Annotated in this window: 10 protein-coding genes and 1 pseudogene; 6 read left to right on the top strand and 5 right to left on the bottom strand. The window is 71.2% G+C overall.

Going from position 1 to position 12,999, the window contains the following annotated elements; genetic code table 11:
* Nucleotides 1–176 precede the first annotated feature (176 nt).
* Nucleotides 177–1,292, bottom strand: a complete 1,116-nt coding sequence (locus G6R25_RS15160) for a GlxA family transcriptional regulator (protein ID WP_235948553.1) — start codon at nt 1,290–1,292, stop codon at nt 177–179.
* A gap of 164 nt (nt 1,293–1,456) precedes the next feature.
* On the opposite strand from G6R25_RS15160, the gene G6R25_RS15165 reads away from it, so the two are divergent.
* From G6R25_RS15165 to G6R25_RS15180, 4 genes and pseudogenes are all read left to right on the top strand, one after another.
* Nucleotides 1,457–2,377, top strand: a complete 921-nt coding sequence (locus tag G6R25_RS15165; protein ID WP_235948555.1) for an NAD-dependent epimerase/dehydratase family protein — start codon at nt 1,457–1,459, stop codon at nt 2,375–2,377.
* Between the two features lie 140 nt (nt 2,378–2,517).
* The gene (locus G6R25_RS15170) at nt 2,518–3,126 is read left to right on the top strand and encodes a DUF5994 family protein (RefSeq protein WP_163553478.1); all 609 of its coding nucleotides are present in this window, start codon (nt 2,518–2,520) and stop codon (nt 3,124–3,126) included.
* Between the two features lie 58 nt (nt 3,127–3,184).
* Nucleotides 3,185–3,274, top strand: a pseudogene (locus G6R25_RS30595) (hypothetical protein); the annotation flags it as partial.
* 186 nt (nt 3,275–3,460) lie between these two features.
* Complete coding sequence (locus G6R25_RS15180) at nt 3,461–3,706, top strand: hypothetical protein (RefSeq protein ID WP_136447110.1); 246 nt, start codon at nt 3,461–3,463, stop codon at nt 3,704–3,706.
* 77 nt (nt 3,707–3,783) lie between these two features.
* On the opposite strand, the gene G6R25_RS15185 is transcribed toward G6R25_RS15180, so the two are convergent.
* On the bottom strand, nt 3,784–4,320 hold the full coding sequence (locus G6R25_RS15185) for a glutathione peroxidase (RefSeq protein WP_163553479.1): 537 nt from the start codon (nt 4,318–4,320) through the stop codon (nt 3,784–3,786).
* Between the two features lie 209 nt (nt 4,321–4,529).
* On the opposite strand from G6R25_RS15185, the gene G6R25_RS15190 reads away from it, so the two are divergent.
* Nucleotides 4,530–4,712, top strand: coding sequence for a Trm112 family protein (locus G6R25_RS15190; protein WP_163553480.1), 183 nt, complete (start codon nt 4,530–4,532; stop codon nt 4,710–4,712).
* Nucleotides 4,713–4,799: 87 nt separating this feature from the next.
* Here the strand turns inward: G6R25_RS15190 and rpsA are convergent, their stop codons facing one another.
* The 3 genes from rpsA to G6R25_RS15205 all read right to left on the bottom strand — a co-directional run bounded on the left by rpsA (nt 4,800) and on the right by G6R25_RS15205 (nt 10,170).
* The gene (gene rpsA, locus G6R25_RS15195) at nt 4,800–6,284 is read right to left on the bottom strand and encodes a 30S ribosomal protein S1 (RefSeq protein WP_163553481.1); all 1,485 of its coding nucleotides are present in this window, start codon (nt 6,282–6,284) and stop codon (nt 4,800–4,802) included.
* A gap of 676 nt (nt 6,285–6,960) precedes the next feature.
* The gene (locus tag G6R25_RS15200) at nt 6,961–8,652 is read right to left on the bottom strand and encodes an acyltransferase family protein (protein ID WP_163553482.1); all 1,692 of its coding nucleotides are present in this window, start codon (nt 8,650–8,652) and stop codon (nt 6,961–6,963) included.
* 114 nt (nt 8,653–8,766) lie between these two features.
* On the bottom strand, nt 8,767–10,170 hold the full coding sequence (locus tag G6R25_RS15205) for a glycosyltransferase family 39 protein (protein ID WP_163553483.1): 1,404 nt from the start codon (nt 10,168–10,170) through the stop codon (nt 8,767–8,769).
* A 169-nt stretch (nt 10,171–10,339) separates the two neighbouring features.
* Here G6R25_RS15205 and G6R25_RS15210 point away from each other — a divergent pair, with 169 nt between their 5' ends.
* Nucleotides 10,340–12,862: a DUF459 domain-containing protein gene (locus G6R25_RS15210; RefSeq protein WP_268904155.1), complete on the top strand. Its 2,523-nt coding sequence runs from the start codon at nt 10,340–10,342 to the stop codon at nt 12,860–12,862.
* Nucleotides 12,863–12,999: the final 137 nt, after the last annotated feature.

Consider the following 12,999-nt stretch of genomic DNA (forward strand, 5'->3'; position numbering starts at 1 on the left):
CCCGCACCCGAGGTCGAGAGGCCGACCCGTCCCAGGGAGAGAGAATCGCCGGGCGACGTCGGCGAGGAATTCCGGCTGGTAGCAAGGTCGATAGCGCGCGTAATACCCGGCGGTTCCGGAGAAAAGGTCGCCAGCCATCCCGGCAGCCTATCGGGCCGGCCGCGTGGGCACGTTTGTCAGGCCGGGATGGTCGACGATGGCGCCGCGGCAAAGGGCTGCGCCGATGCCTCCCGTCGAGGGTGGCGGGCGAAGGCGGTGCGGTAGGCGGTCGGAGTGAGACCGGTGCGGCGCAGCAGGTGCTGGCGCAGCGAGTCGGCCGAGCCCAGTCCGCTGCGCCGGGCGACGTGATCCATCGGCAGGTCGGTGGCCTCCAGCAGCTCGCGGGCCCGCTCGATGCGCTGATGCAACAGCCACTGCAGCGGGCTGAGGCCCGTCTGCGCCCGGAAGCGCCGCCCGAAGGTCCGCTCGCTGACGTGCGCGTGCTCGGCGAGGTCGGCGAGGGTGAGCGGCTCGTCGAGGCGCGCCAGCGCCCAGTCTCGGGTGCGGGCCAGGCCGGTCCCGTCCGGGCTGGCCCGCGGAGTCGGGACGAGCTGATTGTGGTCGCCGGCGCGCGCCGGGGCTGCCACCGCGAGGCGGGCCGCCGCGTTCGCGACCGCGCTGCCGTAGTCGCTGCGCACCAGGTGCAGACACAGGTCGATGCCCGCGGCGAGCCCGGCCGAGGTCACGATCGGGCCGTCCTCGACGAACAGCACGTCCGCGCGGACGTCGACGGCGGGAAAGCGGCTGCTCAATGCCCCGGCCTGCACCCAGTAGGTGGTCGCCTGCCGGCCGTCGAGCAGGCCGGCCTGGGCCAGGACGAACGCGCCGGTGCAGATCGAGGCGATGCGGCGGCCGGCATCCGCCGCCGCCCGCAGCACCGCCAGCACCCGCGGATCGGCATCGACCCGGGCACCGGTGCCGGTGACGGTGTCTGCGCAGGCGACGGCGTCGAGCCCCCTGCTGACGGTGAGACCCATCCCGCCCCCGCCACCCTCGACCGCGATCGGCCCAGGGTCGGCCGCGCAGACGACCACCTCGTAGCCGGGCCGGTCGGCGACGAACGTGGCGCCCAGGACGACCTGGGGGATGGACAGGTCGAACATTGTCACCGGCGGGACGGCGATCACCGCGACCCGGTGCGGCGCGCCGGGTGAGACGGGGGTCTTGGGCGAGACAGGGGTTTTGGGCGAGACAGGGCCGGCGGGTCGAACGGCGGTGGCGGGCCGGATGGGGGTGGCGGCAGCCGCGGGCATGGTCCCATCATGACCGCGGCGCCACGACCCGTCCCGATCATGGCGGGAACCTCCGGACATCTGGCGTCCGTGGGGCTGGCTGCGGGCGGGCGCGTCCGGCGAGGGTAGTCCGGACGCGCCCGGACCACCCCGGGACGCCCACCCATGAGGAGCCAACCTTGACCGTGCACGTGATCGTCGGGGCCGGCGCGGCCGGCATCGCCACCGCCCATCTGCTCGCCGATGCCGGGGATCAGGTCAGGCGGGTGACCCGCAGCGGCCGTGGCCCGCACCGGGCGGGAATCGAGCTGGTGGCGGCCGACGCCACCGACGCCGACCGCCTGACCGAACTGACCACCGGCGCGCGGACCCTGTTCGGCTGCGCCGCGCCCGCCTACGACCGGTGGCCGGCGCTCTTCCCCCCGCTGGCCGCGGCGCTGCTGACGGCGGCGGAGCGCACCGGCGCCGGTTACCTGATGCTCGGCAACACCTACGGCTACGGCCCGGTCGACGGCCCGATCACCGAGGACCTGCCGCTGGCACCGATCGCGCTCAAGGGCCGGGTGCGGGCCGCGATGTGGCACGACGCCCTGGCCGCCCACCGGGCCGGTCGGGTCCGGGTGACGGAGGTGCGCGCGGCGGACTTCCTCGGCGCCGACGCCTACTCGCTCTACAGCCTGCTCGTCGCCCCGAAGCTCCTCGCCGGTGAGCCCGCTGCCTTCCCGGGTGACCTCGACGCCGCGCACAGCTGGGCCTACGTCGGCGACGTCGCCCGCGCACTGGTCGCGATCAGCCGGGATGAGCGCGCCTGGGGCCAGATCTGGCACGCGCCGAGCGTGCCGCTGTCGGTGCGCGAGCTGTCCCGGCGGCTCGCAGCCGCAGCCGCAGCCGGGGCCGATCGGGAGCCGGAGCTGGCCCGGCTGAGCGCGGCGGAGCTCGCGGCGGCCGGCGCCGCGGACCCCGTCGCCGCCGAGGTGGTGGAGATGCTCTACCTGTACGAGCGGCCCTGCGTGCTCGACTCGACCGTCACCGAACGGACGTTTGCGCTGGCCCCGGGCCGCATCGACGTCGCGCTGACCGAGATGGCCGCTGCCCGGCCCCGGTAACGAATCTCCTCGGGGAGGCCGTAGCCACCGGGCGTATCGTGGTAGCAGGCCGGGTGTATCGCGAGTGTCGACCAGCAGGTCGACCCAGCTGCCGGTCGCAGCCATCCGATGGTCATCGTCATCGGAGTGAGGCGGCCGTCATGACGACGAGCCAGCATGTGCTTCCCGCCGATCGCCTCGAGATCGCCCGGTTCGACGACGACGGTGGCGTCCCGGCACAGTACCTCGCGGCGGCTGCGGCGGCGCCCAAGCCGGGCACCGCAGGCGCCCCGCCCCGGCTGTCGTTGTCCCCGGTCCGCGGCCGGGACTCGTTCGACGGCGCCTGGTGGCCGCGGACGATGCGGCTGGCCAACGAGCTGCCCGGCCTCCTCACCACGCTGGCGAAAGCCGACGGGAACATCCGCCGGGTCTCGGTGAACGGCGACGTCTGGGCGGCGATCCCCGACCTGGCAGAGGGACCCGGGGCGCCCCGGGTGCGAGTGGACTGGTTCCGAACCCTGGACCCGCGTGTGATCACCGCGGGCGGCGGCAGCAACCTGGGCCGGCCCCGGCTCCGACTGCTCGTGATCCCCCCCGAGGCCGTGCCCGGCCCGGCTCAGACGGTGCTCCGGGCGGCCGCGGCCGGCGGGTTGACCGGCTCGGCCGGTGAAATCCTGCGGCAGGCCGGCGCCGAGACTCCGGCGGACGACGGCGGACCGACCGGCGCCGCGGTGCCGGAGTCGTCCGCGGCGCCCGCGGCTTCGCCCTGACCACGACCATGGCGGGCGACACCAGCGCGCCGGCCGGCCGGCGGCGACCCATCCGACCATGTCGTGGGATTCGCCGTGGCCGAATTCGGCGCCCTGCCGCGACTTCGCCCACCTGGGCGTCACCCTGTGTCGGGCGCTGGGGATACCGACGAGGTTCACCGCGGTCTACGCACCCGGGCTGACCCCGATGGACTGGCATCACGACCCTGCGCTCGGCCGAGGTGACCGCCACGGTGACGGGACTCCTCCCGGCCGACGACCACCGGGCCGAGGCAGTACTCGCCTGATCCCGAGACCCCGCCCCGTAAGGGACCCGAAGGAATGGAAGGCCGCCATGAGTGACACTGACCCCGCCCGCCTCGACGAGATCGCGTTCCACCTACTCACCGCCCAGCGGGCCACCCGTGGCATCCGCCGTCTCGCCAATGCCGCCGTCGAGATCGGCGAACCGGTGGACGCCGCGGGCGTCAGTGCGGTTCTCGCCGAGTTCCGGGCGGCCTACCGCGAGGTACACAATGTCCTCGCCAGTGGCATCACCGAGGACATTGTGTACCTCGCCGCCCAGCTCGACCGGACCTGAGCGGGGGCTCGACCCGTGCCGGCCGCTCATCGGCCGAACGACCGACACCGGACGCGAGCCGCCGACGCGACGGCTGGCTAGGCGAGGGTGGCGTCGAGGTCCTTGCGGATCTCCTCGGGGGTCACCGTCGGCTCGTAGCGGCGCACGACGTTACCGTCGGTGTCGGCGAGGAACTTGGTGAAGTTCCACTTGACCTCATCGGTGCCGATCGCCTCGGGCCGCGTCTTCTGGACGTGCTCGTAGAGGAAACCGGACTCGGGCCCGAAGTCCCCGGGCGCCTCCTCGCGCAGGTACTTGAACAACGGCGCGGCGTCGTCGCCGTTCACCTCGACCTTGCTCAGCACCGGGAAGGTGACGTTGTAGTTGGTCGAGCAGAAGCTCTGGATCTCCTCCTCGGTGCCCGGCTCCTGGTTGCCGAACTGGTTGCACGGGAAGCCGAGGATTTCCAGGCCGCGGCCGTGCAGCTCCTGGTAGAGCGACTCCAGCCCCTCGTACTGCGGCGTCAGGCCGCACTTGCTGGCAACATTGACGATCAGAAGCGTCTGGCCGGCGTAGTCACCCAGCGAGCGGCTGCCGCCGCCGGGGGCGTCTACGGTGAAATCGTGAACAGTCATGATCAACCTGGCTCTCGTGACGGGTCATCCGCGAACTTCGCGGCCGACGGTTCGACCGCTGCACGATCCTGACGCTACTCCGCCCCATGGCTTTATATCACCATGTCAGGTGCATAATTGTGCGCCGGGTCGACGCGGGCGGCCGTCTGGGATGCTCGTGGGGTCCGACGGCAGCGGCCGATGGCGACGAACGAACAGGAACGCCCGACATGAGCATCGAACCCGACCTGCTGAAGATCCTGGCCTGCCCGGTCGACAAGGGGCCGCTGGAGCTGGTGGACGGCTGGCTGGTCAACCCGCGGCTCGGCCACCGCTATGAGATTCGCGAGGACGTCCCGATCCTGCTGCGGCCGGATCACGTCGACGCCGCGATGGCACGCGTTCAGCCCTGACCGGCAGATCTCCTGCACCCCAGCACACGACAGCGGGGCCCGAGGAGAATTCCTCGGGCCCCGCTGTCACGCACACGGCAGGATTGTCTACTCCCGGCCGAACTGCTCCCGCAGGCGACGCAGTGCTTCCTCGTCGATCGCGGACGCAGGCTGGTCGGACTGGGAGGAGGCGGTGTAGGAGGAGGGAGCGGCCGCCGCGGCGTCCGCCTCCTGCGCGGCCCGGATCTGGACCTGGTGCGCCTCGAAGCGGGTCTGGGCCTCGGCGTACTGCCGCTCCCATTCCGCCTGCTGCTCCTCGTAGCCTTCCAGCCACTCCCCGGTCTCCGGGTCGAAGCCCTCGGGGTAGACGTAATTGCCCTGCTCGTCGTACTTGGCTTCCATGCCGTACTGGCTCGGGTCGAACGCCTCGCCGTCGACGGCCAGCCCCGACGCCTCGTTCGCCTGCTTGAGCGACAGGCTGATCCGGCGCCGGTCGAGGTCGATGTCGATCACCTTGACCAGGATCTCGTCACCGACGTTGACGACCTGCTCCGGAATCTCCACGTGCCGCTCGGCGAGCTCGGAGATGTGGACCAGACCCTCGATGCCCTCGTCCACCCGGACGAACGCGCCGAATGGCACCAGCTTCGTGACCCGGCCGGGAACGACCTGGCCGATCGCGTGGGTGCGGGCGAACTGACGCCACGGGTCCTCCTGCGTCGCCTTCAGCGACAGCGAGACCCGCTCACGGTCCAGGTCGACGTCGAGAACCTCGACGGTGACCTCCTGGCCGACCTCGACCACCTCGGACGGGTGATCGATGTGCTTCCAGGACAGCTCCGAGACGTGCACCAGCCCGTCGACACCACCGAGGTCCACGAAGGCACCGAAGTTGACGATCGAACTGACGACGCCCTTACGGATCTGGCCCTTGGCCAGCTGGGCGAGGAACTCGGAGCGAACCTCACTCTGGGTCTGCTCCAGCCATGCCCGCCGCGAGAGCACAACGTTGTTGCGGTTCTTGTCGAGCTCGATGATCTTGGCTTCGAGCTCACGCCCCACGTAGGGCTGCAGGTCGCGGACTCGGCGCATCTCCACGAGGGAAGCCGGCAGGAAGCCACGGAGGCCGATGTCGAGGATGAGACCACCCTTGACAACCTCGATGACGGTGCCGGTGACGACGCCGTCCTCGTCCTTGAGCTTCTCGATCGTGCCCCAGGCGCGCTCGTACTGGGCACGCTTCTTGGACAGGATCAGACGGCCTTCTTTGTCCTCCTTCTGGAGGACAAGGGCCTCGACGTGGTCGCCGACACTCACGACCTCGTGCGGGTCGACATCGTGCTTGATCGACAGCTCTCGGGACGGGATCACGCCCTCGGTCTTGTACCCGATGTCGAGCAGGACCTCGTCGCGATCAACCTTGACGATGATGCCGTCAACGATGTCCCCATCGTTGAAGAACTTGATCGTCTTGTCGACTGCCGCGAGAAAGTCTTCAGCCGAGCCGATGTCGTTGACCGCTACCTGTGGTGTAGTCGGGCTCTGCGCGGTGGTCACGGTCTCCACGGGTCGTACGTCGGTGGTGCTCGTCAAGGGGTCGGCTCCGACTAGGGGTGGTCGTCCGCGCGAGGGCCGGATCGAACCGCCGGGACCGAGGGACAGAGACAACGCAAAAAACGAAGAAACTGTCAGAACCGATAGCGACGCTCGAGTGGATCCGCTCGGTCTGAGACCCACGGACCCTCGTGCACAGGCCCAAGTCTAGGGATGGGTGTCCGGAGTGGTCAACGGGAGTCGGCGCCCAGACACTCTCGACCCGCGACTGCAGTCACGCTACGCAGACACAAGGCGGCAATATGTAGCTATGTGCTGTCGCCCCACCACGCTCGCGCGACACCGATGGCGACCAGCGGCGTCCACCGAGCCGATCTCCGCGCACCCGTTCCCCCGAACGGCCGGACACAACACGGCGCGCCCAAGGATGACAAAAGCCTTCAAAACAAGACATATGGGACCAAAGAGCAACGAGGTAGTGGAAGGCAGGAAATACCCGGGTGCCCTCCCCGCGCGGAGGACGCCGCCGAACAGGCTCATGGTCACGAAAAACTCGCGGATCGCGAAGAACTGGTGGACCCGAAGGGCTGGTGGGCCACGAAAGGCTGGTGGACAGGGTGGCCACGAGGAGCTGGTGGGCGGGGTGGACACTGCAGGGGACGCAGTAGCCGCGGCGGGCGGGACGCCAGGATAGCGGCCCGGGTCGAGCCGCTGGTCAGGGCCGCCCGGCTGGGCCGCGCTCGCCACTGCCCGGCTCGGGCCGCCCGCCCGGGCCGATCCACTCGAGCCCGTCAGAGCTAGTCCGCGCCGGCCGATCAGGACTCGGCTGCGACGGCAGATCGGCGCCGGGCCGGGCCGGGCGGTCGGCACCGGACGCCATCCCGGGCTGCCCACGCCAGGCCCGCGGCACCCAGCCGTCCGCGGCCTGACGCGCGTCGGCCTCCGCCGCGCCCACCCCCGCCGGCCGCTGCCGCCCGCCCGGCCGGGCGGCTGACCCGGTCAGCAATGGCACCGTCGGGCTATCCCCCGGCACGCCGGCTACCGCGACCGCCGGCCCAGGCCCCGGGAACGGGACGGCCGGGCCGTGCAGGCGCGCAACCCCGCCACCGGGCGTGGTGCCCGCGCCGGCCGCCGCCCGCCCGCGGCGACGCACCACCCAGGCGTCCGCCCGCCGGGCCCAGCCGCGCGACAGCCGGATGCAGGGCCGTTCGATGAGGTGGTTCGTCGCGGTGGCGACGGCCACCGCCAGCACGACGACGATCAACAGGAACGGCGGGTAGGGGATCTTCCACAGCTGCCAACCGCTGTGCTCCATCACGAGCTCGATGACGGTCGAGTGCCACAGGTAGATGCCGTACGAGATCGAGCCGAGGAAGGCCAGTGGCCGGCTGGCCAGCAGCGGCCGCACCGCGCCGCGGTCCTGGCGACCGAAGACGGCCGGCAGCAGCAGAAAGAACCCGATCAGCCCATACAGCAGGTGCCGGTTCATGTCCTGGGCACGATCCGGATCGAAGATCGGCACCAGCGGCAGATCGGCGTGCCTGCTCGCCACCCAGTAGAACAGCGCCGCCATGGCCCAGCAGGCCGTTCCCGAGCCGCGTAGCCCCGCCCAGCGGGGCTGGCGGCCAAGCTGGGCATAGCGGGCGGAGACCACGGCGAGTGCCATCCCCATGGCGAACAGGTCCCACCAGACGGGCAGCCAGACGTTCCAGCCGGACATCCAGCTCTGCTTGCTCGGGATGACCAGGAAGTGGATGACCTTCGCGGCCAGGAAGGTCATCGCCAGCGCGGTCAGCTCCACCCGGACCTGAGCCTGCGCCCCACGGCGGCGGCGACCGAGCAGCCAGGCGTAGCCGGGAACGGCGAGGTAGAACGCGACCTCGATATCGAGCGTCCACGCCTGGGTAAGACCCTGGATCGCCCAGTGATCCTGGTACCCCTGTAGGAAGAACGCAGTCTGAACTACCCCGGCGAGCCCGTGCACGCCGACCCGGTCGTCGCTGACCACGTTGAGGGTGACGGCGAGCGCCACCCAGTAGAGGGGGACGATCCGCATGAACCGCCGCACCAGGTAACCCGGCGTGGCGGCGGCGGGAACGCCCGCGAGCCGGGCCGCGACGAACGGCCGGTAGAGCAGGAATCCCGAGATCAGGAAGAACACCGCGACGCCGGCCTCACCGCGCGCGGTGTAGGGACCGAGCCTGCTGCTGGTGGTGAACCCCGCCGGGAACGAGGTGTGCACCACGACGACCAGGAGCGCAGCGATCGCACGCAGGCCGTCGAACCCCGGGAAGACCACCTTGGGAGGCCGGGTGGCGGGGGAACGGCGCGGATCGGGGATCGGGGCGGCACCGGCCGGCGCATCCGGGACGGCGGCGGCGGAACGTGGGTGAACGGGGCCGGTCACCGCGAGTTTTCCTCAGGATACGCAATGTCCGGCACGCTCGAAACGTACCAGCACGGCGGATTAAGGAGCTAGCACATCCAGAACATAGCGGCCTTTTTCCACCAGCTGGCGTAGTCAGGTCGGGTAACCCGGGTCGGTATCTGATCGCGCCCGTTGCCCATTCGTGATCCACGTGGCCCGAGAACGGAGCGGGCCGGCCAGCCGACCGGCGGCCGCCGTGATCGCGACGGCGGCGAGCAGCACCACCGCCGGCTCGGCGGCGGCCCGGAATCGGGTGGTGCCGTACACGATCACCGTCGCCAGACTCAGCGTAATGGGCACCGCCAGCAGGGGCAGCAACGCGGTCCGGCGGCGGCGCAGCACGACCACGCCGCCGACCGCGACCACCTCCAGCACCCACAGCGTGACCATCCCGATCCGGCTCAGGCTCAGCGGCCGCAGCTCGATCGTGTCGAGGCGAACCTGCTGCCACGGGTGGTAGACGCCCCAGGTGCGGCCGAGGCGGGCGGCAGCCACCGCGGGCAGCCGGTCGGAATGGTCGCGGATGTAGTCGTAGGCCGCATGCCGGTAGAAGACGTCGCGCTCGGAGCGTTCCTGGGGCGGCGACGGCAGCGCCAACACGCAGTCGAACGACCACCAGCCGAGGTCGCGCCCGGAGTACGTCGCCGGGCAGTGGGTGACGGCCAGGGTGGAGCCGAGGCCGGTGGACAGGTACTCCGGCTCGTGGAACCGCGACAGGTTGTAGCCCACCCAGGGGGCCACGGCGACCACGCTCGTCGCGGCCGCCACGGCCAGCAGGCCGGCGCGGCGTCGCCAGGGCACGCCGCGGGCCATCGTGACGAGCGGCACGACGAGCACGAGGGCCAGCAGCGCCAGTTCGGCTCGGGCGAGCATCACCGCCGCCAGCGCCAGCCCGAGCCAGGCCGCCTCGGCGAATCCCCGACGGTCGGCGAAGCGGTAGGCGGCCAGGATGATCCAGGCGCACGTCAGAATGCCGGTCGTCTCGGACATCACCAGTGGGTCGTTGAGCCACATGCCGGGGTAGACCGCCGCGATCCCGGCGGCCGTCAGGCCGGTGGCGGGGCCGGCGATCCGGCGCCCGGCGAGCGCTACTAGCACTATCGAGCCAACCCCCAGCAGGCAGGAGAAAACCTGATGGGACAGGAAGCCGGTGAAGCCCAGCAGCGACGGGACGGCCAGCAGGAGGCTGGTCAGCGGCGGGTGCTGGGCGTCGGCGACGTAGCGCCCGGACAGGCGCAGCTCGTACGGGTCGGGCCAGCCCCGGCCGTCGGCGAAGAGGTTCGCCGCCTCGTGGTAGTAGAACGGATCGCCCTGCACCGCCGTCAGGTGCAGCCAGTGGAACAGATAGAACAGCCGGATCCCGAGGCCCAGCAGGCAGATCGCCGCCACCCCGAGGTACCAGCGTCGCGGCCGCCCGACCCGCCCGGGCGCGGGCTGCGCAGCGGACGGCAGCGCCGCGATGACACCGGAGGCCGGCTCGGAAACCTCCGGCGACACCTGCGCCGACCCCACCGTCCGTGGCTGTCTCGCCGTGGTCTCAGACACGCGCGGAAAATACCAATGCGCTGGTTCCGGGCAGACAGCGCGTCCGGTATCAAGGCCACAAACATACCGCGCGTGCACGGCGTGACGCCGTTGCGATTAGCCTTTCCGCTCGGACGTCCTGATGCGATCGGGGTCGGCGAGCCGCGGCGGCGGAGCCGGTACGGAGCCGGCCGAGTTCGTACGGCAGCCGCCGCACCGGTTCCACGGTCCGATGGCGCCCCGGCGACGACGAGGAGGGACCAGGCTGACCAACAACGACGCCGACACCGTCCCGCTGGCGTCCGGGGATCGGCAGCGGCGGTCATCCCCCGCGCGGCAGGCCGACACCACCCCGATCGGCACCCGCGCGGGCGGGCCGCGTGGCGCGACCGAAGGCCCGCCGCCTCGACGTTCGGCAACGGAGCGTGAGGAGCACGTTGGTGACGGCCGGAGCGGCACCGGCCGGTCGCGCCGGGATCAGCCCGCGGGGCGCCACGAGCGGGCCACGGCCGAGCGCCGGCCTGAGCCCCCCGCCCAGCGACCCGAGTCCCGCCTGCGCCGCAATGAACCGCGTTCCCACCTGGCGACGCAGCAGCGCCCGGCAACCGATCGCGGGCCGACCCGGCCCGAGGACGACCTCGATGCCACCGACCCGGCACTCGCCCCGCTGGGCCACCTGCCCGCCCTCGACGGGCTGCGCGCGTTCGCCGTCATGGCCGTCATCGCCTACCACGCGGGCATCTCGTGGATGCCCGGCGGCCTGCTCGGCGTCGACACCTTCTTCGTGCTCTCGGGCTTCCTGATCACCGGGCTGCTCATCACCGAGTACCGCAACACCCGGCGCATCGACCTGCGCAGCTTCTGGGTCCGCCGGTCCCGCCGCCTGATGCCGGCCCTGCTGGTCCTGCTGATCGGGGTGGCGGCGTACGCCCGGTGGATCGCCGCCCCGGGCGACATCGGCACGCTGCGCCTGGACGCCCTGTCCACGCTGCTGTACGTCGCGAACTGGCGTTTCGCCCTGTCCGACCAGAGCTACTTCAACCATTTCTCGGCACCCTCGCCGCTGCTGCACACCTGGTCGCTGTCCGTCGAGGAACAGTTCTACGTCCTGTGGCCGCTGATCGTGTTCCTGCTCATGCGGCACAGCGCACGCACGGTCGATCGCTGGCGCCGCCAGCGCCAGAAGGCCCAGTCCCTCGTGTTGACGGTGGCCGTGCTCGGCGCGGAGGCGTCTGCGCTGGCCGGCCTCGCCCTGCTCCTGGTCGGCACCGATCCGTCCCGGATCTATTACGGCACCGACAGCCGCTCCCAGGCGCTGCTGGTCGGAGCCGCGCTGGCGGTGTGGCGGGGGCAGCGGACGAAGCCGATCTCGACGCGGGCCCGGTCGGTCATGTCGGTCGTCGGCTGCCTGGCGGGCGCGACGATGATCGTCATCTGGACGACGGTGAGCGGGGAGAGCCGCGCGCTCTACGCCGGCGGGTTCCTCGGGGTCGCCATCGTCGTGATGCTGCTCGTCGCCTCGCTCGTCGAGGCGCCCAAGGGGCCGGTGTCGAAACTGCTCGCCTGGGCCCCGCTGACCTTCATCGGTCGGATCTCCTACGGCCTGTACCTGTGGCACTGGCCGGTCTTCCTCACCCTGACCGCCACCCGGACCGGCACCGACGGCGCGGTCCTGCTGCTGCTGCGACTGGGCGCCACGCTGGCCGTCACGCTCGCGTCGTTCCATCTGGTGGAGGACCCGATCCGCCGCCGCCGGATCCGGCTGCCGAAGCCCCGGCTGACCGTGCCCGCCGCGTTCGTCGGGGTCCTCGCGGTGATCCTGGTAGCCACGGCGGGCACCTCGTCGTCGGTGCGCACCCCGGCCCAGCTGGCGGTGCTCGCCGAGCGGGCGGCCGCCTCCCCGCAGCCCGCCGTCACCGTGCGCACCGGCGGCGGTGCGCCCATCAAGGTGCTGCTGGGCGGCGATTCGGTGGCGCTCACGCTGGGCTTCAGCGGCTTCTCCTCGATGGTCGCGGACCAGGGCATCGAGATCCACGACTTCTCCAAGCTCGGCTGCGGGGTGGCCCGCGGCATGCAGCGACGCATCCTCGGCGAGGCCGGACCGACGACCGACGGCTGCGACCAGTGGCCGCAGCGCTTCGCCCAACGCGTCAACGAGGTCAACCCGGCGCTCGCGCTGCTGCTCGTCGGGCGCTGGGAGGTCACCGACCAGTTGCGCGACGGCCGCTGGACGCACATCGGCGACCCGGCGTTCGACGCCTACCTCGGCCGCGAGCTGGATCTTGCGATCACCACGCTTGGGGCTAAAGGCGCGAAAGTGGTACTTCTTACTACCCCGATCTTCAAGCCGACCGAGGCACCGGACGGCAGCATCTACCCGGAGACGAAGGCCAGCCGGGTCGAGCGCTTCAACGTGCTGCTACGTGAGGCCGCGGCCCGCCACCCGGGCACGAGCGTGATCGACATCACCTCCATTCTCACTCCGGGCAACAAGTACGTCGACGAGCTGGACGGCGTCCGGCTGCGAGACGACGACGGAGTGCACATCTCGAATGAGGGCGCCCGGCGCATCGGGGCCGCGATCATTCCGCAGCTTCTTCGGATCGCCCAGGGGTCGGCGGCCGACGCCACGGCCCCGCAGACCGCGAGAACGGGACCCGGCTGACCGGCCCAGTTTACCTGACGCTAACCTTCCGCCCAGTACCGGGTGGTCTACAGGAGGATCGACGTGCCGCGTGCGCTGATTACCGGGATTACCGGTCAGGACGGGTTGTATCTGGGTGAGTTGTTGACCGCGAAGGG

It is taken from the genome of Candidatus Frankia alpina, assembly GCF_902806485.1.
GTDB lineage: Bacteria > Actinomycetota > Actinomycetes > Frankiales > Frankiaceae > Frankia > Frankia alpina.